Source organism: Streptomyces sp. MGP-P1 (genome assembly GCF_057766565.1).
In genome coordinates this window covers 724,948-747,836 of sequence record NZ_JBYMEM010000006.1, presented here as the reverse complement: position 1 = coordinate 747,836, position 22,889 = coordinate 724,948, and the positions used below count along the sequence as shown (strand labels likewise).

Sequence of the window (22,889 nt, the reverse complement as noted above, 5' to 3'; positions counted from 1 at the left end):
CGATCAGCCCTCGCCCAGGAGCTTGCCGTCCGAGGTCTCGAACTGCTGCTTGAAGGCGGCGATCGCGTCGGCGATCGACTGCAGCGTGTCGTCGGACATCTTGCCGCCCTCGGCGATGCTGGTCAGGAGGTCCTTGCGCTCACGGCGCAGGAACTCCAGCAGCTCGCCCTCGAAGCGACGGATGTCCTCGACCGGGACGTCGTCCATCTTGCCCGTGGTGCCGGCCCAGACCGAGACGACCTGCTCCTCCATCGGGAACGGGGCGTACTGCGGCTGCTTCAGCAGCTCGACCATGCGCTTTCCGCGCTCCAGCGAGGCCTTCGAGGCCGCGTCCAGGTCGGAGCCGAAGGCGGCGAACGCCTCCAGCTCGCGGTACTGGGCGAGGTCCACGCGAAGCCGACCGGAGACCTGCTTCATGGCCTTGTGCTGGGCGGAGCCACCGACTCGGGAGACCGAGATACCGACGTTGAGCGCCGGACGCTGACCCGCGTTGAACAGGTCGGACTCCAGGAAGCACTGGCCGTCGGTGATGGAGATGACGTTGGTCGGGATGAACGCCGACACGTCGTTCGCCTTGGTCTCGACGATCGGGAGGCCCGTCATCGAACCGGCGCCCATCTCGTCGGAGAGCTTGGCGCAGCGCTCCAGCAGACGCGAGTGCAGGTAGAAGACGTCACCCGGGTAGGCCTCGCGGCCCGGCGGGCGGCGCAGCAGCAGGGACACGGCGCGGTAGGCGTCGGCCTGCTTCGAGAGGTCGTCGAAGATGATCAGGACGTGCTTGCCGTCGTACATCCAGTGCTGGCCGATGGCCGAACCGGTGTACGGCGCCAGGTACTTGAAGCCGGCCGGGTCGGACGCCGGGGCGGCGACGATGGTCGTGTACTCCAGCGCACCGGCCTCTTCGAGCGCACCACGCACGGAGGCGATGGTGGAGCCCTTCTGACCGATGGCGACGTAGATGCAGCGGACCTGCTTGTTCACGTCGCCCGAGCGCCAGTTGTCGCGCTGGTTGATGATCGTGTCGACGGCCAGAGCGGTCTTACCCGTCTGACGGTCGCCGATGATCAGCTGACGCTGGCCGCGGCCGATCGGCACCATGGCGTCGACGGCCTTGTAGCCGGTCTGCATCGGCTCGTGCACCGACTTGCGGACCATGACGCCAGGGGCCTGCAGCTCGAGGGCGCGGCGGCTGTCGGTCGCGATCTCGCCGAGACCGTCGATCGGGTTGCCGAGCGGGTCGACGACGCGGCCGAGGTAACCCTCGCCGACGCCTACGGAGAGCACCTCACCGGTGCGCTGCACCGGCTGGCCCTCCTCGATGCCGCTGAACTCGCCGAGGACGATCGCACCGATCTCGCGCTCCTCGAGGTTGAGGGCGAGACCGAGAGTGCCGTCCTCGAACTTCAGCAGCTCGTTCGCCATGGCGGAGGGAAGACCCTCCACCTTCGCGATGCCGTCGCCGGCAACGCTGACCGTACCGACCTCCTCGCGCGAGGCCGCGTCCGGCTGGTACGACTGGACAAAGTTATCCAGTGCGTCCCGGATCTCCTCCGGCCGGATCGTGAGCTCCGCCATCTGGGTTCCCTGCTCTCCTTGTTGGGCCCGAAGTTTCTTAAGGGGGTCTGGGGGCCGACCCCCAGGAATCTTCTGCAATTTCTGCACGGCCCAACCGGGCCGCTGGTCTTGCTTGTTCTTCTGCGCTGCGCTGTGTCAGCCGGCCATGCGGCGGGTCGCCTCTTCGAGGCGCTCCGCGACGGTGCCGTTGATGATCTCGTCGCCGACGCGCACCGAGATCCCGCCGAGGACCGCGGGGTCCACGTCCAGGTTCAGGTGCATCTGCCGGCCGTAGAGCTTCGCCAGGGCGTCGCCGAGGCGCTGCTTCTGCCGGTCGCTGAGCGGCACCGCCGAGGTGACGACGGCGACCATGCGGTCCCGGCGCTCCGCGGCGAGCTTGGACAGTGAGTCCAGCCCTGCTTCCAGGCTACGTCCACGGGGCTGGGTGACCAGGCGGACGATGATCCGCTCGGTGACCGGCTGCGCCTTGCCGCCGAGCAGGCTGCGCAGCAGCTCGCCCTTGGCGGACGCCGTGGCCGTACGGCTGGTGAGCGCGGCGCGCAGCTCCTTGTCGGAGCCGACGATCCGGCCGAACCGGAACAGCTCGTCCTCGACGTCGTCGAGGCTGCCGCCGCGCTGGGCCGCGGTGAGGTCTGCGGTGTTCGCCAGTTCCTCGACCGAGTCCACCAGGTCACGCGACTGCGACCAGCGGGACCGGACCAGTCCGGAGACCAGGTCGACACTCTCGCCGCCCACCTGTCCGCCGAGCAGACGCGCGGCCAGCTCGGCCTTGCTCTCGCCGCTCTGGGCCGGGTCGGTGAGGACCCGGCGCAGGGATACTTCGCGGTGGAGCAGCGCGGTGACCGATGCCAGCTCCTCGGCGAGCTTCGCCGCGTCGACCGACGTGTTGTCGGTCAGCGCGTCGAGACGCTCGCGTGCGGCAGCCAGTGCTTCGCGGCTCGCGCTGTTCATCGGGCGGCCTCGGCCTTCGCCTCGAGCTCGTCGAGGAAACGGTCGACGGTGCCGCTCTGCCGGGCGTGGTCCTGGAGGGACTCGCCGACGAGCTTGCCGGCCAGGTCGGTGGCGAGCTTGCCCACGTCCTGACGCAGCGCCGAGGCAGCGGCCTTGCGGTCGGCCTCGATCTGGGTGTGGCCGGCGGCGATGATCTCTTCGCGCTGCCGCTGACCTTCCGCCTTCATCTCCTGGATGATGACGGCACCCTGCTCCTGCGCCTCCTGGCGCAGGCGGGCGGCCTCGTGGCGGGCTTCGGCGAGCTGAGCCTTGTACTGCTCAAGAACGCTCTGGGCCTCGATCTGAGCCGATTCGGCCTTCTCGATGCCACCCTCGATCGCCTCGCGGCGCTCTTCCAGAGTCTTGTTGATCACCGGAAGCAGCTTCTTCGAGAAGACGAAGAAGACGATGCCGAAGCAGATCAAGCCGATGACGACTTCAGGCCAGACCGGGAGCAGAGGCATCTGCGGTTCCTCGGCTGCCAGGTACATCATGGTGGACCTTTCGTCGAATGGGGCTACAGCCACAACGTCACTTGACGATGAACGGAACGACGAAGCCGATCAGGGCCAGGGCCTCGACGACGGCGAAGCCGAGCAGCATGTTCTGGCGGATGAGGCCGGCAGCCTCGGGCTGGCGGGCGATGGCCTGCACACCGTTACCGAAGATGATGCCGATGCCGATGCCGGGGCCGATCGCGGCGAGGCCGTAGCCGATGGTGCCGACGTTGCCGTTCACGGCCGCGAGGGTCTCGAAAGCAGCAGACATGTCTGTGGTTCCTTCTCTTGGTGGGTCCGGTGGAAATGGTCTTCGCACCGGGCGACTGGGGATCTGAGGGCGGGAGCCGGGGGCCGGCAGGTCCTCAGTGGGCTTCTTCGAGCGCCTGGGAGAGGTACGTGGCGGTCAGCACGGTGAACACGTAGGCCTGAAGGGCCTGGATGAAGATCTCGAACACGGTGATGACCAGCGTCAGGATGAACGACGCTCCGGCGTAGACCGTGCCCAGGACCGTACCGAGCATGTACCAGGTGGCGATCGTGAAGATCAGGATCAGGATGTGGCCGGCGAACATGTTCGCGAAGAGTCGTACCGCCAGCGTGAACGGGCGGACGAGCACGTTGGAGACGAACTCCAGCGGCGTCAGCAGCACGTAGATCGGCTTGGGCAGACCGCTCGGGACGCAGAGGTTGCGAATGCCCCCGACGAATCCGTTCGTCCGGAACGTCACCGTCATGTACGTCACCCAGACGATCAGCGCGAGGCCGACGGGGTAGGCGATGACGGAGCTGACCGGGAACTGGGCGAGCGGGATGAGGGCCCAGAGGTTCAGGATCCAGACGAAGAAGAACAGGGAGACCAGCAGCGGGACGAAGGGCTCGCCCTTCTTGCCGATGACCTCTTTGGCGATACCGCGGTGGACGAAGTCGTACAGCGCCTCGGCGACCATCTGCAGCTTGCCCGGGACGACCTTCGACTTCGAGAAGCCGGCCCAGAAGAAGGCCAGGATCGCGAAGGTACCGATGATCGCGAGCAACATGGGCTTGTTGAACTCGACAGGCCCAATAGTGAAGAGCGGCTCGAAGATGAACGACCACACACTGGGAGCTTGGAACCCGCAGTCCTTGAACAGGTGGCAGTTCGTCTCGAAGGCGAGCGTCTGGGCGTCAGTCACCAAGAGCTCCTTCTGCATGGCGCATGGATGCGGCTACCTCGTTGTGTCGGAGCGGCGGGTGGCCGCAGGTCGGCACCGGACTGGTTCTTACGGTGAGGAGGCGGCGGCCGGGCCCGAAGCCTCGCGATGAATCAAGCGACCGCCTTGTTGCCCGCGCTCGCACTACCGCAACCGAGACCGGACGATAGCAGCACGTCGAACATGGCTTTATTCCGCCCCTACTCATCACGATCTCCCCCAGGGCCGCCCGGACGGTTCCGGGTGTCCGCGTCGGGGTCGACGTAAAGGATCTTGCTCCGGGAGTGCAGTACGGCCTGCGTGGTGATCCACGTGATGACGGCCGCGACCAGCGAGAGGGCGAAGACCTGAAGATCGAAGAGCGAGGTGTTCCTGATGCTCAGGATGAAGATGAGCAGGAGCACGAGCTGAGCCGAGTAAATCATCAGCCCCATGCCCTGGAACAGGTGAGGCATGGTCTTGCCGACCCAGTTGAGCGCCAGCAGCCCGAGCGCCATGAAGACGATCACGACCACGCAGCCCACCGCGGCACCGATCGCCCCTTCGCCGCCGGCGAGCAGACCGCCGACAAGCGTGGCGATGGCTCCCACCGCGGCGGTGGGGGTGGCGATGCGCAGTAGTTCGCGCATGTCGGACTGCATGGCGGCAGCTCCACTGGTCTGAGGGGAGGAATGGGGCGTCGTCATGGACGAGCGTAGGCCCGGTCCGCGAGGCGGATTTTCGGGCCAATGGACCGTCCTGCAAGGGTCCTTCGACTCCGTCACCGGGTCTCGTGAACGGTATCACAAACTATTTGAGGAGGTCTTTACCTCAAACGTGTGCCAACTGTCACACATGAGAGTGAATCCGCGCGTGTGTGCACGACAAAACGGCATAATGTCTGGTAATGCACCGCGAGTTCCGAATCGTCAGCGCGAGGAGTCGATCGAGCGGCGATCCGGGAACCGAGAACGCGTGCCGATCGCGGTAGCGCCGTTGACGCCGGACACTCCGACCGCCACGGGAGCCCGTTCGGCGGCCTCCTCCTCGTCCATCGACGCGTCTGTCAGGCCCTGTTGGGCCCCGGAGGCCACGGGCGCCGGCTTCTCCTCGTACGGGACGGCCGGATCCTCCTCCGCTCGGCGGTGGCGGTAGCGCGGCGGCACGAAGCGGTTGGCCCAGTGCGGGGCGCGCGGGGTGAAGCGCGGCATCAGCAGCAGGACGAGGCCCACCGCGCTCGCCGCGATGATGACGAACACGATCCACGAGGACGCCGAGTGCACCGAGTAACCGACGGCGCCGAAGGCGATGAGGGCCGACCAGAAGTACATGATCAGCACGGCCCGGCTGTGCGAATGGCCGATCTCCAGCAGCCGGTGGTGCAGGTGGCCCCGGTCGGCGGCGAACGGCGACTGGCCGTTCCAGGTGCGCCGGACGATGGCGAGGACCAGGTCGGCGGCCGGGATCGCGATGATCGTCAGCGGCAGCACCAGCGGGATGAAGACCGGGAGCAGCGCGTGGGTGGCCTCGCGCTCACTGCCCTCGAAGATCTTCATGAGGTCCGGGTCGACCTGGCCGGTGATCGAGATCGCGCCCGCCGCCAGCACCAGTCCGATCAGCATCGAGCCCGAGTCGCCCATGAAGATCCGCGCCGGATGCATGTTGTGTGGCATGAAGCCGAGGCACATCCCCATCAGGATCGCCGCGAACAGGGTCGCGGGGGCCGCGGCCTCGATGCCGTATCCCATCCAGAGGCGGTAGGCGTACAGGAAGAACGCCGCCGACGCGATGCACACCATGCCCGCCGCGAGCCCGTCCAGGCCGTCGACGAAGTTGACCGCGTTGATCGTGATGACGACCAGCGCCACCGTGAGCAGCGTGCCCTGCCACTGGGTGAGGGCCACCGTGCCGACGCCGGGGATCGGCAGCCACAGGATCGTGAGCCCCTGGATGACCATGACGGCGGCCGCGATCATCTGGCCGCCGAGCTTGATCAGGGCGTCGATCTCGAACTTGTCGTCGAGGACGCCGATCAGCCAGATCAGGGCGGCTCCGGAGAGCAACGCCCTCGGCTCGTTGGAGAGTTCGAAGACACCCTGCAGGTTGAAGAGGTGGTCCGCGACGATCAGTCCCGCGCACAGTCCGCCGAACATGGCGATCCCACCGAGCCGGGGTGTCGGCTCGCGGTGGACGTCGCGCGCGCGGATCGCGGGCATCGCCCCGACCGCGATGGCGAACTTACGCACCGGTCCGGTCAGCAGATAGGTCACCGCTGCCGTAACACAGAGCGTCAGCAGGTAATCACGCACGGGCTGCCCCACAGAACTCGCCGGTCATCCAAAAACCACACCCTAGTCTCTGGAACAAGGACTCCAGGCTACGGATGATGGTTGCACAGGCTTCGGGTGCCCCGGATACGACGGAGCGATCCGCTCCGGGCGCCCCTACTACGGATACGGCGGATGGCGCGCGACGAGTTCACCGACCTCCGCCGCGATCGGGCTCACGTCGCCCGGCTCCCGTACGGCCGCTCCGAACAGGGCCGCGATCCGGGCCATGTCCCCGTCGTCCATCCCCTGGGTGGTGACGGCGGCCGTGCCCAGGCGGATGCCCCGGGCGTCCCCGTACGGCAGTGCGCAGGTGTCCAGGACCACACCGGCAGCCGCCAGCCGTTCCCGGGCGGTGCGGCCGTCGACGCCGAGCGGGGCCGGGTCCGCGACGACGATGTGGGTGTCCGTGCCGCCCGTGGTGACCTCGAAGCCCTCCGCTTCCAGGCCGGCCGCGAGCACCCGGGCGTGGGCGACGACCTGGTGGGCGTAGCGGGTGTACGCGGGGGTCGCCGCCTCCCCGAACGCGACGGCCTTCGCCGCCACCGTGTGCATCTGCGCGCCGCCCTGGGTGAACGGGAACACCGCCCGGTCGATCCGCTCGGCCAGCTCCGCGCCGCACAGGATCATGCCGCCGCGCGGGCCGCGCAGCACCTTGTGCGTGGTGGCGCAGACCACGTCGGCGTACGGGACCGGGCTCGGCGCCGCTCCCCCGGCGATCAGCCCCATCGGGTGGGCGGCGTCCACGATCAGGTACGCGCCCACCTCGTCGGCGATCTCCCGGAACAGCTCGTAGTCGGGGTGGCGGGGGTAGGTGGTCGAGCCGCAGACGATCGCCTTGGGGCGGCGGGCGCGGGCCAGGGCGCGGAGCCGGGTGTGGTCGATCAGGCCGGTCTCCGGATCGACCCCGTAGCCGACGAAGTCGAACCAGCGGCCGGAGAAGTTGCCCGGCGCCCCGTGGGTGAGGTGTCCCCCGTACGGGAGTCCCATCGCGAGCACCGTGTCGCCCGGGCGCAGCAGCGCGGCGTAGGCGGCGAGGACGGCCGAGGAGCCGGAGTGCGGCTGGACGTTGGCGTGTTCGGCGCCGAAGAGGGCGGTGGCCCGGCGGACCGCGACGCGTTCGGCGGCGTCCGCGTGCTCGCAGCCGCCGTGGTGGCGGGCGCCGGGGTACCCCTCGGCGTATTTGTTGGCGAGCGGGGAGCCGAGGGCGGCGAGGACCGCGGGCGAGGCGAAGTTCTCGGCGGCGATCAGCTGGAGGGTGGTGGCCTGCCGGCCGCTCTCGGCGAGCAGGACCCCGGCGAGCTCCGGGTCCTGGCGGATCAGGGCGCCGAAGTCCTGGGGCAGGGCGCCGGGCGCGGGCGACACGGCTGCGGGTGCGGCGGGAGAGGTGACCGGCATGGGACGGCTCCGGGCCTGGAGGTGGGTACGCCGGCGAGGGATGCCGGTGTCAGCTCCAATGTAGGCCGGGGCCGGGCGTCGTGCCCGCTGTCGCGGCGTGCCGTACGCCGGTCGGCGCACCCGCCCCGGCACGGTCCGGGCAGCGCCCCCGTCAGTGCGGGGCGCGTACGCCGGTGAGGGCGGTGACGACGGGGTCGAGCGCCTGGTTGATCTCGTCGCCGATGGAGCGGAAGAAGGTGATCGGGGCGCCGTAGGGGTCGTAGACCTCGTCCGCCTCGGCGGTCGGGGCCAGCAGCCAGCCGCGCAGCGCGGCGGCGGCGCGGACCAGGGCGCGGGCGCGCTCGACCACGCCCTCGTCGCGCGGGTCGGGCAGGGTGGCAGGGTCTATGGCCCGCACCAGCCGGGTGAACTCCTTGAGCGTGAAGGTGCGCAGGCCCGCGGAGTGGCCCATCGAGATGACCTGGGCGCGGTGGTCGCGGGTGGCGGTGAGGACCAGGTCGGCGCGGATCACGTGCTCGTCGAGCAGTTCACGGCCGACGAAGCCGGTGGCGTCCGCGCCGAAGTCGGCGAGGACGACCTCGGCGTTGGCCTCCATGGGCGCGCCCTCGTGGCCCCAGGTGCCGGCGCTCTCCACGACGAGGCCGCCGCTGAGCGGGTCGCCGAGGCGGTCCACCAGGGCATGGCGGGTCAGCCGCTCGGTGATCGGTGAGCGGCAGACGTTGCCGGTGCTGACGTGGAGGATGCGGAAGGTGTCGGTCCGCCCCGCTATGCCACGCCCCTCGGGGGCGGTCAATTGGCCACCTCGAGGTCGGGGACCACCTTGCGCAGCTCCTCCGCGGAGAGGGCGCCGGCGCGCAGCAGGACCGGGGTGGCGCCGGTGACGTCGACGATCGAGGACGGCACGATGCCGGGCGTCGGGCCGCCGTCGAGGTAGACGGAGACGGAGTCCCCGAGCATCCCCTGGGCGGCGTCGCAGTCCTCGGGCGAGGGGTGTCCGGTGAGGTTGGCGCTGGAGACGGCCATCGGGCCGACCTCGGTGAGCAGCTCGATGGCGACCGGGTGCAGGGGCATCCGGATGGCGACGGTGCCGCGGGTGTCGCCGAGGTCCCACTGGAGGGAGGGCTGGTGCTTGGCGACGAGGGTGAGGGCGCCGGGCCAGAAGGCGTCGACGAGCTCCCAGGCCTCCTCGGAGAAGTCGGTGACCAGGCCGTGCAGCGTGTTCGGCGAGCCGATGAGGACGGGGGTGGGCATGTTGCGGCCCCTGCCCTTGGCGTCCAGCAGGTCCGCGACGGCCTCCGAGGTGAAGGCGTCCGCACCGATCCCGTACACGGTGTCGGTGGGCAGCACGACCAGTTCGCCCCGGCGGACGGCCGATGCGGCCTCGCGCAGGCCCGTGGTCCGGTCGGTGGCGTCGTTGCAGTCGTATCGCCGAGCCATCAGCCGGCCTCCTGGAGCGGGTACGGGTACGGGTGGTGGTGCCGGGGGCCGGTCACGGCATGGCCTTGCGGGCGGTGGCGAACCGGGGGCGCTTGTTCAGGTCGGGGTGGTCGGCGGCATCCGCCCAGCCCCGCTCCTCGGTAAAGATCCACGGCACCTGGCCGCCCTGGGTATCGGCGTGCTCGATGACGACGAGGCCGCCGGGGCGCAGCAGACGGTGGGCGGTGCGTTCGATGCCGCGGATGGTGTCGAGACCGTCCTCGCCGGAGAACAGGGCCATCTCCGGGTCGTGGTCGCGGGCCTCGGGGGCGACGTACTCCCACTCGGTGAGCGGGATGTACGGCGGGTTGGAGATGACCAGGTCGACCTGGCCGTCGAGCTCGGGAAGGGCGCTCAGGGCGTCTCCCTTGTGCACGGTGACCCTGGACCCCTCGGCGTTCTTCCGCGTCCACCTGAGGGCGTCCTCGGACAGCTCCACGGCGTGCACCCGGGAGCGGGGGACCTCCTGGGCCATGGCGAGTGCGATGGCGCCCGATCCGGTGCAGAGGTCGACGACGACGGGCTCGACGACGTCCATCGCGCGCACCGCGTCTATGGCCCAGCCGACGACGGACTCGGTCTCCGGGCGGGGCACGAAGACACCGGGTCCGACCTGGAGTTCCAGGTAGCGGAAGAAGGCGCGGCCGGTGATGTGCTGGAGCGGTTCGCGGGCCTCGCGGCGGGCGATCGTCTCCCAGTACCGGGCGTCGAAGTCGGTGTCCGGCACCGTGTGCAGCGCGCCCCGCTTCACCCCGTGGACGAAGGCCGCGAGTTCCTCGGCGTCGAATCGCGGTGAGGGGACACCGGCGTCGGCCAGCCGCTGGGTGGCCTGGGCCACCTCGGCGAGCAGCAGGTTCATCGCGGATCTCCGTACGGGTTACGGGTGTGCGGGGCGGGCGGGTCGCTTACGCGTTGGCGAGCTTGGCGGCGGAGTCGGCGTCGACGCACGCCTGGATGACGGCGTCCAGCTCTCCGTCGAGCACCTGGTCCAAGTTGTACGCCTTGAAGCCGACGCGGTGGTCCGAGATGCGGTTTTCCGGGAAGTTGTACGTCCGGATCTTCTCGGAGCGGTCGACGGTGCGGACCTGGCTGCGGCGTACGTCGGAGGCCTCCTGCTCGGCGGCCTCCTGGGCGGCGGCCAGCAGCCGGGAGCGCAGGATGCGCATGGCCTGCTCCTTGTTCTGGAGCTGGCTCTTCTCGTTCTGGCAGGACGCGACGACGCCGGTGGGCAGGTGCGTGATGCGGACGGCGGAGTCGGTCGTGTTGACGGACTGGCCGCCGGGGCCCGAGGAGCGGTAGACGTCGATGCGCAGGTCGTTGGCGTGGATCTCGACGTCGACCTCCTCGGCCTCGGGGGTGACGAGCACGCCCGCGGCGGAGGTGTGGATGCGGCCCTGGGACTCGGTGGAGGGCACGCGCTGAACGCGGTGCACGCCGCCCTCGTACTTCATCCGGGCCCAGACGCCCTGGCCGGGCTCGGTGGCGCCGTTGCCGCCCTTGGTCTTCACGGCGACCTGGACGTCCTTGTAGCCGCCGAGCTCGGACTCGGTGGAGTCGATGATCTCGGTCTTCCAGCCGACGCGCTCGGCGTAGCGCAGGTACATGCGCAGCAGGTCGCCCGCGAACAGGGCGGACTCGTCGCCGCCGGCGCCCGCCTTGATCTCCAGGAGCACGTCCTTGTCGTCGCTGGGGTCGCGCGGGACGAGGAGGAGGCGGAGCTTCTCGGTGAGCTCTTCGCGCTGCTTCTCCAGGTCCTTGGCCTCGGCGGCGAAGTCGGGGTCGTCCGCGGCGTACTCGCGCGCGGTCTCGATGTCCTCGCCGGTCTGCTTCCAGCTCCGGTACGTGGAGACGATCGGGGTCAGCTCCGCGTAGCGCTTGTTCAGCTTGCGCGCGTTGGCCTGGTCGGCGTGGACCGACGGGTCGGCGAGCTTCTTCTCGAGACCGGTGTGTTCACCGATCAGTTCCTCGACCGCCTCGAACATTCGGGGGCTCCTGGTTGGTTGTGCGTCTGCGGGCCTGCTGGAGGGCGTGCTGCCCGGTGGGGCGTCCGGCGGGGGTTCCCCCGGGGACCGACCGGAAAAAACGCCGGTTCCGACGCCCCCGGGAAGAGGGCGCCGAGAACCGGCGCAGTGGCTCGCTACTTGCTGGCGGAGCCGGCAGCCTTGCCGAAGCGGGCCTCGAAGCGGGCCACGCGGCCGCCGGTGTCGAGGATCTTCTGCTTGCCCGTGTAGAACGGGTGGCACTCGGAGCAGACGTCGGCGCGGATGTTGCCGCTGTCGATGGTGCTCCGGGTGGTGAACGACGCACCGCAGGTGCAGCTGACCTGCGTCTCGACGTACTCGGGGTGAATCTCGCGCTTCAAGGTGTCTCCTAGTTTCGGGAGGGCGCCGGGTCGTCCGCGCGGATTGCGCGGCCGTGAACCGGGGCCGACGTACCAGTCTGCCAGGACCGGCCGTATCTCCCAAAACCGGGGGCGGGGCGCAGGTATTCCCCGACGGAGCGTGACGGTTGGGTGGCTACTCGACGACCTCGGCGGCGTCGCCCTTGTCGCCGGCCGACTTCTCGGTGGCGGAGGCGGGGATCGGCCGGTCGTGTCTGAGGGCGGCCCAGACCTGCCGGCCCGCCTTCTCCTGCGGCAGGACCCGGTTCGGGTCGGCCGGGTCGTACTCCACGGGCAGGGTCACCATGTGGACGTTCTTGGCGTCCAGACCCTTGAGGCCGCCGGCGAAACCGGTGAGCTTCTTCACGGAGCCGAGCCCGGAGTCGGTGGTGACGGCCTTGGTGGCGGCGTCGGCGAGGCCGTAGAGCTTGGTGGGGCTGGTGAGCACCCCGACGCTCTTCGCCTGCTCCATGAGCGCCTTGATGAACGCCTGCTGGAGCTGGATGCGCCCGAGGTCGCTGCCGTCGCCGACGCTCTTGCGCGTACGGACGAGGCCGAGGGACTCCTCGCCGTTCAGCGTGTGGGTGCCCGGCTCCAGATCGAGGTGGCTCTTGGAGTCGTCGATCGCGGTCCTCGTGGTGATCTCCACGCCGCCGAGCTCGTCGATGAGCTCCTTGAAGCCGGTGAAGTCGACTTCCAGGTAGTGGTCCATGCGGATGCCGGACATCGACTCGACGGTCTTCACCGCGCAGGCGGGCCCGCCGACCTCGTAGGCGGTGTTGAACATCGCCCGGTGCTCGGCGGGGACCTCGTCGCCGGTGGTGTCGCTCTCGCAGGCGGGGCGCTCTGTCAGGGTGTCGCGGGGTATCGAGACGACGCTCGCGGACTTGTGGCCCTTGTCGATGTGCATGACCATCGCCGTGTCGGAGCGGGCCGCGCCCTCGTCCTCGCCGTACTTCCCGTTGTCGCCGGAGCGCGAGTCGGAGCCCAGCACCAGGATGTCCTGCGAGCCGTCGTCCACGTCGTCGGGACGGTCGGTGCCGAGCTTGGCGTCGATGTCGATGCTGGAGAGGTTGCCGTCGAGCGCCAGGTAGGCGTATCCGAGTCCGGCCCCGCCGACGACCACGACACCCGCCGCCGTCCAGGCCGCGACGACCTTGGCACGGTGCCGGCGGGACGGCTTCCTCCGTCGGCTGCCGGTGCCGCGTATGCGACCGGTGCTCCTGCTCTGCTCGCTCACGCGTCTCCTCGTCGCTCCTGTGGCCCGTCTGCCCCCCTGCCGTGGTGTTCCACGCGCGGTCGGCCTCTCCTGGTGGGACGGCCGAAGCAGCAAGAAGGGTTGCATACGCGCCTGTGGCCCCCGTCGGAGGACGGGGGCCACAGGAGGAGGGGCGGGTGAGCGGTGAAAAAAACGCTCACCTGCGGTTTCAGCCGACGGTGTAGTAGCTCTTCCAACCGCTGCCGAGCTTGATCTGTGTGGCGAAGATCTCCGAGGTGGCCTGGCCCGTGCCCTTGAGGAGGTACAGGTCACCGGAGGTGGAGCGGGCCACGAGGTCGGCCTTCGCGTCCCCGTTCACATCCCCCGGGGTGACCAGGAGGTCGTAGGCGGACCAGTTGCTGCGGACCTTGACCGGCTCCTCGAAGGGGGCGGTGGACTTGCCTGTGCCCTTGATCAGGTAGAGGTCGTTGGTGCCGCCGCGTCGGGCAAGCAGATCGTTCTTGCCGTCGTAGGTGAGGTCGCCGTGGCCCCGCATCTGGTTGTAGACCTGGTACCCGGTCGCCGACTTGACCGCTGTGTTGAACTTCCCGTTGCCGTAGCTCGGGTAGGTCATGAGATCGCCCGTGGCGGTGACCGCGAGGATGTCGCCCTTGCCGTCGTTGTTCACGTCACCGGGGGCGACGATCGTCCGGACCGTCTTCCAGTTGCTGAAAATCTTCGTCCTCGCGTACGTCGCGCTGCTCACCGAGCGGTGCAGCCAGTAGATGTCTCCCGTAGACGCTTCACGCGCGATCAGGTCCTGGTAGCCATCCCGGTCGAGGTCGGTCTGGATGAACAGGTTGTACGCGCTGTAGGAGCCGGCGAAAACCTTGCGTGCCGCGAGCTTCTCGCCGGACGAGGGGAAGGTGTATGCCGTGGCACCGGTGGACCGGGCGAACAGATCGGCCCGGTGGTCACCGCTGAAGCTGGTGTCGTCGATGCGAGGCTGGATCGACCGGTAGTAGGTCGAGACCTTCGTGTAGGCGTCGTACGTTCCCCTGAGGTTGCACGCCTGAGAGTCGGTGGCGGGGCCCCAGGAGGTGATGCCGATGATGCGCCCGGTGACGAACATCGGACTGCCGGAGTCGCCGGGGCAGGTGGCCTGTCCGGTGGAGTCGCTGCCGGTACCCCCGACGCCTGCACAGATCATATGACCAGGCTTGTAGGCGCCCGGGACGCCGATGGCCCCGTCGAGATTCTCGGAGCACTCGGCATCCGAGCGCAGGGGCTGCTCCAGCCGCAGCAAGGTGTCAGACAGGGGGGAGAAGTCCCAGTCGGAACCGGTCATGCCCCAGCCGTAGGTGGTGGCGGTCGTGCCCGGGGCGTAACGCGCGGTGTCACCGTACGAAGCGGGCTGCGCCGACTTGTAGGGCAGCGGCTTGGAAAGCGTCAGCAGCGCGATGTCGTTGTCGATCTCGGCCGCGTTGTACGAACCCGCGAAATACGAGCGCGAAATGCCGACGGCGGTGCCTTCGTCATTGGGTCCGCCAGCCAGCTTCGCGGTTCCCGCCAGCACGAGTCCGCGGCCCACCATGTCGAGGGCCTTGCCATTCTCGTCAGTGACGCAATGGGCGGCCGTCATCACCTTGTTGGGGGCCACGAGGGTGCCACCGCAGGAGAAGTAGAAGATACCGTCGTTGTCGTACTCGAAGAGGAGCTGCACCATCCAGGGCGCGTCCTTGAAGGCGGTGTTCGTCCCACCGATGATCTTCGGCGAGAGCTTCTGCGGGCTGACCACCTCGACGCCCTTTGGCGGCAAGAATCGCTCACCGCCCTCGGCCGCCTGGGCTCCGGCCGTCAGGCCCCCACCCAACAACGCCAGTGCGGCGGCGGCAACCGCCACCAGACGACCGGCTATTCGTACTGATCCGGCATGGCGCGATATGCGCACGCAAGTCTCCCGTTTTTCAAGGGCATCGAGTGAAGTGCCGCAAGTGGGGGGAGATTGTCGGCAGATTGATATTACATGCAGGAATCCGCCCCGTCACTTGAGTAACGGGGCGGATTCACAGGGCAGTTGCCGGAACGGCGAAGCGGCGGTCAGTCGTTGCCGTTTCCGCTGCCCGGCGTCGTCTTCTGGATCTGGAGCAGGAACTCCGCGTTGGACTGGGTCTTCTTCATCCGGTCCAGGAGGAGCTCGATCGCCTGCTGCTGGTCGAGCGCGTGCAGCACCCGGCGCAGCTTCCAGACGACCGCCAGCTCGTCGGTGCCGAGCAGGATCTCTTCCTTACGGGTGGAGGACGCGTCGACGTCCACCGCCGGGAAGATGCGCTTGTCCGAGAGCTTCCGGTCGAGCTTGAGCTCCATGTTGCCGGTGCCCTTGAACTCCTCGAAGATCACCTCGTCCATGCGCGATCCGGTCTCGACGAGCGCGGTGGCGAGGATGGTCAGCGAGCCGCCGTCCTCGATGTTGCGCGCGGCGCCGAAGAAGCGCTTCGGGGGGTAGAGCGCGGTCGAGTCGACACCACCGGACAGGATGCGGCCGGAGGCCGGCGCCGCGAGGTTGTACGCGCGGCCCAGGCGGGTGATCGAGTCGAGCAGGACGACCACGTCGTGACCCAGCTCGACGAGACGCTTCGCGCGCTCGATGGCCAGCTCGGCGACGGTGGTGTGGTCCTCGGCGGGACGGTCGAAGGTCGAGGAGATGACCTCGCCCTTCACCGACCGCTGCATGTCGGTGACCTCTTCCGGACGCTCGTCGACCAGGACGACCATCAGGTGGCACTCGGGGCTGTTGACCGTGATCGCGTTGGCGATGGCCTGCAGGATCATGGTCTTGCCGGTCTTCGGCGGGGCCACGATGAGCCCGCGCTGACCCTTGCCGATCGGGGCCACCAGGTCGACGATCCGCGTCGTCAGGATGTTGGAGTCGGTCTCCAGACGGAGCCGGTCCTGCGGGTAGAGCGGGGTCAGCTTCTGGAACTCGGGGCGACCGCGGCCCGACTCCGGGGCCATGCCGTTGACCGAGTCGAGGCGGACCAGCGCGTTGAACTTCTCGCGCCGCTCGCCGTCCTTGGGCTGGCGCACCGCGCCGGTGACGTGGTCGCCCTTGCGCAGGCCGTTCTTGCGGACCTGGGCGAGCGAGACGTACACGTCGTTCGGGCCCGGCAGGTAGCCGGAGGTCCGGATGAACGCGTAGTTGTCGAGGATGTCCAGGATGCCCGCGACGGGGATCAGGACGTCGTCGTCGGCCACCTGCACATCGCTGGCGAAGTCGTCGCGCCCGCGACGGCCACGGCGGTCGCGGTAGCGGCCGCGACGGCCGCGACGGCCGCCCGCCTCGTCGTCGAAGTCGTCCTGCGGACCGGTGTCACGGTTCTGCTGGCCCTGGCTCTGGCCCTGGCTCTGTCCCTGGCCCTGACCACCCCCGCCCTGGCCCTGGCGCTGCGGGCGCTGCCCGCCGCCGCCCTGCTGGCCCTGGTCGTCGCCCTTGCCGCGGCGGTCGCGCTGACGCTCACGACGCTCGCCGCGCTCACCTCGGTCGCCCCGCTCACCGCGGCCCTGGCGGTCGCCGCGACGGCCCTCGGCCGTGTCGGCCGCCGCCTCGGCCTTGGCGTCGCCCTTCGGCTCGCCGCGCTCCTCGGTCTTCTGCTCGGCCTGGGGCTCCGCCTTGGCCTTGACCTCGGTCTTCGCCTCGGTCTTGGTGTCGGGGCTGCCCGCCTGCGCGGTCGCACGGCGGCGACGACGCTCGCCCGCGGGCTGGTCGTCGCTGGCCGGCTGACCGGGGATCTCGATCTGCTGCTGGGCCGTGTCCTTCTCGGCGGCGGCAGCGGCGGCCTCGTCCCCGGTGCGCGCCTTCGAGGTCGCGCGGCGCTTCGGCTTGCTCTCCGCCTCGGCGGGGGCCTCTGTGGCCTTGGAGGAGGCCTTGGGGGCGGCGGATCCGCCACCCGCCTGCGCCTCCTTGATGACCTCGATCAGCTGGCTCTTGCGCATCCGCGCAGTGCCCCTGATGCCGAGGCCGGACGCGACCTGCTGCAGCTCGGCCAGGACCATGCCCTCGAGGCCGGTGCCGGAGCGGCGGCGCCGTGCGGTGGTGCCAGTGGCAGCACCTTCGGCGGGCGCGGCGCTGTCGACGCTCTTGTCGGCAGTCACGCCCATCAGATCGGTGGTGTCGCTCACGAAGGGTCCTTCCCTGGAGCGGACGTCGGCCTTCTGGCTCGGCGACCGGTTGTGCTGTCCGACTGCGGTCTGTTGATCTTGCTGGATCGCGGACCTTGCCGGGGCGGTGGTCCGCCGGGTGTACGGCGGAGAGATGAACGTGCGGGGTCCGGCGCGAGATCCCCCTGCTCGGCCCACTCCTGGACGAGCGAGGGGTGTCGTGCCGGTTCCGGAGCGTGCTCGAAACTGCTCAGGCAGGCTGCTCAGGCAGTTGGGGAGGCTCCCGGAAGAATGGTGGTCCCGGAGGGGGACACGAAGCAACGCGCCTCAAAGACGTCGGTTGCAGACTTGAGGTTAACACTACCGGCTCCAACAAACATTCCCCTCTCGCTCACCGGTAATCACATGCGGTCACGCCGCCAGCGGCAGCACGCTGGCGCCCGTCGCGTCGAGGGCCAGCCGGTTCGCCGCCCAGCCCTCCCCCGCCAGTCGGGCCACCTTGTCGGCCGAGCCTTCCTCCGTCAGCGCGAGGACCGTGGGTCCCGCGCCGGAGATGACCGCGGGCACGCCGTCTGCGCGCAGGCGGTTGACCAGTTCCACGCTCTCCGGCATGGCGGGGGCCCGGTATTCCTGGTGGATCCGGTCCTCGGTGGCGGCGAGCAGCAGCTCCGGGCGGCGGGTCAGGGCCTCGACGAGCAGGGCCGCCCGGCCGGCGTTGAGGGCCGCGTCGACGTGCGGGACGGTGCGCGGGAGCAGGCCGCGCGCCGTCTCGGTGAGCACCGGGCGCCCGGGTACGAAGACCACCGGGACGACGGATTCGGCGGGGTCCATCCGGATCGCCCGGGCCGCGCCGCCGTCCATCCAGGCGAGCGTGAAGCCGCCGAGCAGACAGGCCGCGACGTTGTCGGGGTGTCCCTCGATCTCGGTCGCCAGCTCCAGCAGGGCCGCGTCGTCGAGGCGGGCGTCGCCGCCCGTCGTCACGGCGCGGGCGGCGACGATTCCGGCGCAGATGGCGGCGGAGGAGGAGCCGAGACCGCGGCCGTGCGGGATGCGGTTGGCGCAGACGATCTCCAGCCCGCGGGGCTGGCCGCCGAGCAGGTCGAACGCGGTGCGCAGGGAGCGCACGAGCAGGTGGCTCTCGTCGCGGGGCAGCGTGTCACCGCCCTCACCTGCGATGTCGATGTGCAGCCCGGAGTCGGCGACCCGGACGACGACGTCGTCGTACAGCCCCAGCGAGAGGCCCAGGGCGTCGAAACCCGGCCCCAGGTTGGCGCTGGTTGCGGGGACGCGCACCCTGACGGCGGCGGCTCGGAACGCGGGACCGGCCATCGGTCGGACCACTCCTTGTAAGGCGGCGGGGATGCAGTGCGGGTGGCTCTGCGGCGGCGGGGCGTGAGGGCGGTGCTGAGGGGTGGTGTTCAGGGGGCGATCGGCGGGGGGTCATGGCGGTGGGGGTCGCGGCTGTGCGGAGGGCTCCGAATCGATGCGGGAATCCGGCGACCGGCCCGGCGGCCGTTACGGGGACCGCGGGCATGGCGGTCCGGCGGGCGGATGCCGGGCGGATGGGGTACAGCTTATCGAAGGAAGGTTCTGTGGCGACATAGGGCGCACAGGAGGCGCACGATGCGTGTCGCCCGCCTCCCATGCGCTCTCGCCCCGGAAAGGGGCTGGTTGAGCGGGTTGTCGCGGTTTCCCGGACCGGCCGCGGCGCGTGCCGACGCCCGGCCCGGGACCGGATCAGACGAGGCCGAGCTTCTCGGCGGCGGTGGCCGCGTCGACCGGGACGGTGACCGGCTGCGGTGCGCCCGCGACGGCCCAGTCGGGGTCCTTGAGGCCGTTGCCGGTGACCGTGCAGACGATGCGCTGGCCGGGGTCGACCTTGCCCTCCTCGGCGGCCTTGAGCAGGCCGGCGACGGAGGCGGCCGATGCGGGCTCCACGAAGACGCCCTCCTGGGAGGCCAACAGCCGGTACGCGGACAGGATCTGCCGGTCCGTCACCTCGTCGATGAAGCCGCCCGACTCGTCGCGTGCGGCTAGTGCGTAGTTCCAGGAGGCCGGGTTGCCGATACGGATCGCGGTGGCGATGGTCGAGGGGTCCTTGACGATCTCGCCGCGCACGATGGGCGCGGAGCCGGAGGCCTGGAAGCCCCACATACGCGGGGAACGGGTCGAGACGGCGTCACCGGCGTACTCGGTGTATCCCTTCCAGTACGCGGTGATGTTGCCCGCGTTCCCGACCGGCAGGACGTGAATGTCGGGGGCGTCGCCGAGCGCGTCGACGATCTCGAACGCGGCGGTCTTCTGGCCTTCGATACGGACTGGATTGACCGAATTGACCAGCGCCACCGGGTAGTTGTCCGAGAGCGAGCGGGCCAGGGTCAGGCAGTCGTCGAAGTTGCCGTCGACCTGGAGGATCTTGGCGCCGTGCACGAGCGCCTGGCCCATCTTGCCGAGCGCGATCTTCCCCTGCGGTACGAGGACGGCGCAGACCATCCCCGCGCGCACGGCGTACGCCGCGGCGGAGGCCGAGGTGTTGCCGGTGGAGGCGCAGATGACGGCCTTCGCCCCCTCCTCCTTGGCCCGGGTGATGGCCATGGTCATGCCGCGGTCCTTGAACGAACCGGTGGGGTTGGCGCCCTCGACCTTGAGGTGCACCTCGCATCCCGTGCGCTCGGAGAGGACCTGCGCCGGAACGAGCGGCGTACCGCCTTCACGAAGCGTGACGACCGGAGTCGTCGCCGTGACCGGAAGCCGGTCCCGGTACTCCTCGATGATGCCGCGCCACTGGTGGGTGCCCTTGCTGGTCATGGGTCCTTACTCCCCTTCAACACGCATGATGCTGGCGACACCGCGCACGGTGTCGAGCTTGCGCAGCGCTTCGACGGTCCCGGAGAGGGCGGCGTCGGGCGCGCGGTGGGTGACGACGACGAGGGACGCCTCGCCGCCTCCGCCCACCCGTCGCCCGCCGCCACCCTGCTCGATGGCGCCTTCGTCGCCGCTGCCTGAACTTCGTCCTTGCTGGCGGACGGTATCGATCGATACGCCCTGCTCGGCGAAGACCGTTGCCACCTGGGCGAGCACGCCCGGCTTGTCGGCCACGTCGAGGCTGATGTGGTAGCGCGTGACGACTTCGCCCATGGGGCTGACCGGCAGGCGCGTGTAGGCGGACTCACCGGGGCCGGTGGCCTCGCCCAGTTTGTTGCGGCAGACCGCGACGAGGTCGCCGAGGACCGCGGAGGCGGTCGGCGAGCCGCCGGCGCCGGGCCCGTAGAACATGAGCTGCCCGGCCGCGTCGGCCTCGATGAAGACCGCGTTGTACGCCTCGCGGACCGAGGCCAGCGGGTGGCTGAGCGGGATCATCGCGGGGTGGACGCGGGCGGTGACGGAGGCCCCGTCGGCGGCGCGCTCGCAGATGGCCAGCAGTTTGACGGTGCAGCCCATCCGGCGGGCCGAGGCGATGTCGGCGGCGGTGACCTCGGTGATGCCCTCGCGGTGCACGTCGCCGATCTTCACGCGGGTGTGGAAGGCGATCCCGGCGAGGATCGCGGCCTTCGCCGCGGCGTCGAAGCCCTCGACGTCGGCGGTCGGGTCGGCCTCGGCGTACCCGAGGGCGGTGGCCTCGTCGAGCGCCTCGGAGTAGCCGGCCCCGCTGGTGTCCATCTTGTCGAGGATGAAGTTGGTCGTGCCGTTCACGATGCCGAGCACCCGGTTGACCTTGTCCCCGGCGAGCGACTCGCGCAGCGGCCGCACCAGCGGGATGGCCCCGGCGACGGCGGCCTCGTAGTACAGGTCGCGGCCGTACTTCTCGGCGGCGGCGTGCAGGGCCGCGCCGTCCTCGGCGAGCAGCGCCTTGTTGGCGGAGACGACGCTCGCGCCGTTCTCGAAGGCGGCGGTGATGAGCGCCCGGGCCGGCTCGATGCCCCCGATGACCTCGATGACGACGTCGATGTCGCCGCGCCCCACGAGCGCTGTGGCGTCGGTGGTGATCAGCGCGGGGTCGATGCCCTCACGCACCTTCGAGGGCCGGCGGACGGCCACGCCGACGAGCTCGACGGGCGCGCCGATGCGCGCCGCGAGGTCGTCGGCGTGCGTCGTCATGATGCGCGCCACCTCTGAGCCGACCACACCACAGCCCAGCAGCGCCACCTTCAGCGGACGCGTACGCATCATCCGACCTCGTTTCTCATACCTGGACCCTCCGGAGATTGGGGGGCGGCGTCGCACCCCCGATCGCCGGAGGGCCATGCTCATTGGGGACCAGTCTCACTCACCGGACGGGAGTTTCTGACCCTCGTCCGGATCCTGAGATGACTATTTCATCAGCCGACATCGAGGCGCAGGAGATCTTCCTCCGTCTCGCGCCGGACGATGACGCGGGCCTCTCCGTCGCGGACCGCGACGACCGGCGGGCGCAGTGCGTGGTTGTAGTTGCTGGCCATGGAACGGCAGTACGCGCCGGTGGCGGGGACGGCGATCAGGTCGCCGGGGGCCAGGTCGGCGGGGAGGAACGCGTCCTTGACCACGATGTCGCCGCTCTCGCAGTGCTTGCCGACGACCCGGACCAGCATCGGTTCGGCGTCCGAGGTGCGGGAGACGAGCGCGACGCTGTACTCGGCGTCGTACAGCGCGGTGCGGATGTTGTCCGACATGCCGCCGTCGACGCTGACGTACGTCCGCAGCCCCTCCAGGGGCTTGATCGTGCCGACCTCGTACAGCGTGAACGCGGTGGGGCCGACGATGGCACGCCCCGGCTCGACGGAGATCCGGGGGGTGCGCAGCTTCGCGGCCTCGCACTCGCGGGTGACGATGTCGCTGAGCGCCTTGGCGATCTCGTGCGGCTCGCGGGGGTCGTCCTCGGAGGTGTACGCGATGCCGAGGCCGCCGCCGAGGTCGATCTCGGGCAGTTCGACGCCGTGCTCGTCGCGGATCTCGGCGAGCAGCTGCACCACCCGGCGGGCGGAGACCTCGAAGCCGGCCATGTCGAAGATCTGCGAGCCGATGTGCGAGTGGACGCCGATGAGTTCGAGGCCGTCGAGGGCGAGGGTGCGGCGCACGGCCTCGGCGGCCTGCCCGTCGGCGAGCGCGATCCCGAACTTCTGGTCCTCGTGCGCGGTGGCGATGAACTCGTGGGTGTGGGCCTCGACGCCGACGGTGACGCGGATCTGCACCCGCTGGCGGACGCCGTGCCGCTGGGCGATGTGGGCGACGCGGACGATCTCCTGGAAGGAGTCGAGCACGATCCGCCCGACGCCCGCCTCGACGGCCCGCTCGATCTCGGCGACGGTCTTGTTGTTGCCGTGGAAGGCGATGCGCTCGGCGGGCATACCGGCGTCGAGCGCGGTGGTCAGCTCCCCGCCGGAGCAGACGTCGAGGTTCAGCCCCTCCTCCTTCAGCCAGCGCACGACGGCACGGGAGAGGAAGGCCTTCCCGGCGTAGAAGACGTCGGCGTCCGGTCCGAAGGCGTCGGACCAGGCGCGGCAGCGGGCCCGGAAGTCGCTCTCGTCGAGGAAGTAGGCGGGCGTGCCGAACTCCTCCGCGAGCCGGGCGACGGTCATCCCGCCGACGGTGAGGGCGCCGTCCGCGTCGCGGGTGACGGTGCGCGACCAGACCTTCTCGTCGAGGACGTTGAGGTCGGCGGCGGGCGCGGAGTAGTGCCCCTCGGTGAGGACGTCGGCGTGACGGGGGCCAGCGGGGTGTGCGGAGCGGCTCATCGTGATG

General features: G+C 69.9%; 20 protein-coding genes. All 20 read right to left on the bottom strand.

Annotated elements, in window-relative coordinates:
* Positions 1–3: 3 nt before the first annotated feature.
* Entirely contained in the window at positions 4–1,575 is a 1,572-nt protein-coding gene (gene atpA, locus AC3CH1_RS19095; RefSeq protein ID WP_488464036.1) for a F0F1 ATP synthase subunit alpha, read from the bottom strand.
* A gap of 135 nt (positions 1,576–1,710) precedes the next feature.
* Entirely contained in the window at positions 1,711–2,526 is an 816-nt protein-coding gene (locus AC3CH1_RS19090; protein ID WP_488464035.1) for a F0F1 ATP synthase subunit delta, read from the bottom strand.
* Entirely contained in the window at positions 2,523–3,059 is a 537-nt protein-coding gene (locus AC3CH1_RS19085) for a F0F1 ATP synthase subunit B (protein ID WP_003966253.1), read from the bottom strand. The genes AC3CH1_RS19090 and AC3CH1_RS19085 overlap by 4 nt, the downstream gene beginning before the upstream one ends.
* A gap of 37 nt (positions 3,060–3,096) precedes the next feature.
* Entirely contained in the window at positions 3,097–3,333 is a 237-nt protein-coding gene (atpE, locus tag AC3CH1_RS19080) for an ATP synthase F0 subunit C (RefSeq protein WP_003966254.1), read from the bottom strand.
* 94 nt (positions 3,334–3,427) lie between these two features.
* Positions 3,428–4,255, bottom strand: coding sequence for a F0F1 ATP synthase subunit A (gene atpB / locus AC3CH1_RS19075; protein WP_097963969.1), 828 nt, complete (start codon positions 4,253–4,255; stop codon positions 3,428–3,430).
* Between the two features lie 200 nt (positions 4,256–4,455).
* Complete coding sequence (locus AC3CH1_RS19070; RefSeq protein ID WP_397843851.1) at positions 4,456–4,896, bottom strand: Cg1360 family ATP-synthase-associated protein; 441 nt, start codon at positions 4,894–4,896, stop codon at positions 4,456–4,458.
* A gap of 267 nt (positions 4,897–5,163) precedes the next feature.
* Positions 5,164–6,555, bottom strand: coding sequence for an MraY family glycosyltransferase (locus tag AC3CH1_RS19065; RefSeq protein ID WP_488464034.1), 1,392 nt, complete (start codon positions 6,553–6,555; stop codon positions 5,164–5,166).
* A 126-nt stretch (positions 6,556–6,681) separates the two neighbouring features.
* Positions 6,682–7,959: a serine hydroxymethyltransferase gene (locus AC3CH1_RS19060; RefSeq protein WP_488464033.1), complete on the bottom strand. Its 1,278-nt coding sequence runs from the start codon at positions 7,957–7,959 to the stop codon at positions 6,682–6,684.
* A 151-nt stretch (positions 7,960–8,110) separates the two neighbouring features.
* Positions 8,111–8,752 (bottom strand): arsenate reductase/protein-tyrosine-phosphatase family protein, encoded by a 642-nt coding sequence (locus AC3CH1_RS19055; RefSeq protein ID WP_007447717.1) that lies wholly within the window; start codon positions 8,750–8,752, stop codon positions 8,111–8,113.
* Complete coding sequence (locus tag AC3CH1_RS19050; RefSeq protein WP_007447713.1) at positions 8,749–9,396, bottom strand: L-threonylcarbamoyladenylate synthase; 648 nt, start codon at positions 9,394–9,396, stop codon at positions 8,749–8,751. The genes AC3CH1_RS19055 and AC3CH1_RS19050 overlap by 4 nt, the downstream gene beginning before the upstream one ends.
* A 52-nt stretch (positions 9,397–9,448) precedes the next feature.
* On the bottom strand, positions 9,449–10,294 hold the full coding sequence (prmC, locus tag AC3CH1_RS19045; RefSeq protein ID WP_073878327.1) for a peptide chain release factor N(5)-glutamine methyltransferase: 846 nt from the start codon (positions 10,292–10,294) through the stop codon (positions 9,449–9,451).
* A 46-nt stretch (positions 10,295–10,340) separates the two neighbouring features.
* Positions 10,341–11,417, bottom strand: a complete 1,077-nt coding sequence (gene prfA, locus AC3CH1_RS19040) for a peptide chain release factor 1 (protein ID WP_361877507.1) — start codon at positions 11,415–11,417, stop codon at positions 10,341–10,343.
* Positions 11,418–11,572: 155 nt separating this feature from the next.
* Positions 11,573–11,797 (bottom strand): 50S ribosomal protein L31, encoded by a 225-nt coding sequence (rpmE, locus tag AC3CH1_RS19035; RefSeq protein ID WP_488464032.1) that lies wholly within the window; start codon positions 11,795–11,797, stop codon positions 11,573–11,575.
* Positions 11,798–11,951: 154 nt separating this feature from the next.
* Entirely contained in the window at positions 11,952–13,055 is a 1,104-nt protein-coding gene (locus tag AC3CH1_RS19030) for an LCP family protein (protein WP_488464031.1), read from the bottom strand.
* A gap of 187 nt (positions 13,056–13,242) precedes the next feature.
* Positions 13,243–14,916, bottom strand: coding sequence for a trypsin-like serine protease (locus AC3CH1_RS19025; RefSeq protein WP_488464030.1), 1,674 nt, complete (start codon positions 14,914–14,916; stop codon positions 13,243–13,245).
* 197 nt (positions 14,917–15,113) lie between these two features.
* A complete protein-coding gene (rho, locus tag AC3CH1_RS19020) occupies positions 15,114–17,192 on the bottom strand; it encodes a transcription termination factor Rho (protein ID WP_488464029.1) in 2,079 nt (692 codons plus the stop codon).
* Positions 17,193–17,582: 390 nt separating this feature from the next.
* On the bottom strand, positions 17,583–18,500 hold the full coding sequence (thrB, locus tag AC3CH1_RS19015; RefSeq protein ID WP_488464028.1) for a homoserine kinase: 918 nt from the start codon (positions 18,498–18,500) through the stop codon (positions 17,583–17,585).
* A 408-nt stretch (positions 18,501–18,908) separates the two neighbouring features.
* The gene (thrC, locus tag AC3CH1_RS19010; RefSeq protein ID WP_488464027.1) at positions 18,909–19,979 is read right to left on the bottom strand and encodes a threonine synthase; all 1,071 of its coding nucleotides are present in this window, start codon (positions 19,977–19,979) and stop codon (positions 18,909–18,911) included.
* Positions 19,980–19,985: 6 nt separating this feature from the next.
* A complete protein-coding gene (locus AC3CH1_RS19005; RefSeq protein WP_488464026.1) occupies positions 19,986–21,341 on the bottom strand; it encodes a homoserine dehydrogenase in 1,356 nt (451 codons plus the stop codon).
* 149 nt (positions 21,342–21,490) lie between these two features.
* Positions 21,491–22,882, bottom strand: coding sequence for a diaminopimelate decarboxylase (gene lysA / locus AC3CH1_RS19000; RefSeq protein WP_488464025.1), 1,392 nt, complete (start codon positions 22,880–22,882; stop codon positions 21,491–21,493).
* Positions 22,883–22,889: the final 7 nt, after the last annotated feature.

What these genes read in the sequence shown, in the direction of transcription:
- atpA (WP_488464036.1), bottom strand. Translation starts at nt 1,575, where the DNA reads ATGGCGGAGCTCACGATCCGGCCGGAGGAGATCCGGGACGCACTGGAT.
- AC3CH1_RS19090 (WP_488464035.1), bottom strand. Translation starts at nt 2,526, where the DNA reads ATGAACAGCGCGAGCCGCGAAGCACTGGCTGCCGCACGCGAGCGTCTC.
- AC3CH1_RS19085 (WP_003966253.1), bottom strand. Translation starts at nt 3,059, where the DNA reads ATGATGTACCTGGCAGCCGAGGAACCGCAGATGCCTCTGCTCCCGGTC.
- atpE (WP_003966254.1), bottom strand. Translation starts at nt 3,333, where the DNA reads ATGTCTGCTGCTTTCGAGACCCTCGCGGCCGTGAACGGCAACGTCGGC.
- atpB (WP_097963969.1), bottom strand. Translation starts at nt 4,255, where the DNA reads ATGCAGAAGGAGCTCTTGGTGACTGACGCCCAGACGCTCGCCTTCGAG.
- AC3CH1_RS19070 (WP_397843851.1), bottom strand. Translation starts at nt 4,896, where the DNA reads ATGCAGTCCGACATGCGCGAACTACTGCGCATCGCCACCCCCACCGCC.
- AC3CH1_RS19060 (WP_488464033.1), bottom strand. Translation starts at nt 7,959, where the DNA reads ATGCCGGTCACCTCTCCCGCCGCACCCGCAGCCGTGTCGCCCGCGCCC.
- AC3CH1_RS19050 (WP_007447713.1), bottom strand. Translation starts at nt 9,396, where the DNA reads ATGGCTCGGCGATACGACTGCAACGACGCCACCGACCGGACCACGGGC.
- prmC (WP_073878327.1), bottom strand. Translation starts at nt 10,294, where the DNA reads ATGAACCTGCTGCTCGCCGAGGTGGCCCAGGCCACCCAGCGGCTGGCC.
- prfA (WP_361877507.1), bottom strand. Translation starts at nt 11,417, where the DNA reads ATGTTCGAGGCGGTCGAGGAACTGATCGGTGAACACACCGGTCTCGAG.
- thrB (WP_488464028.1), bottom strand. Translation starts at nt 18,500, where the DNA reads ATGGCCGGTCCCGCGTTCCGAGCCGCCGCCGTCAGGGTGCGCGTCCCC.
- thrC (WP_488464027.1), bottom strand. Translation starts at nt 19,979, where the DNA reads ATGACCAGCAAGGGCACCCACCAGTGGCGCGGCATCATCGAGGAGTAC.
- AC3CH1_RS19005 (WP_488464026.1), bottom strand. Translation starts at nt 21,341, where the DNA reads ATGATGCGTACGCGTCCGCTGAAGGTGGCGCTGCTGGGCTGTGGTGTG.
- lysA (WP_488464025.1), bottom strand. Translation starts at nt 22,882, where the DNA reads ATGAGCCGCTCCGCACACCCCGCTGGCCCCCGTCACGCCGACGTCCTC.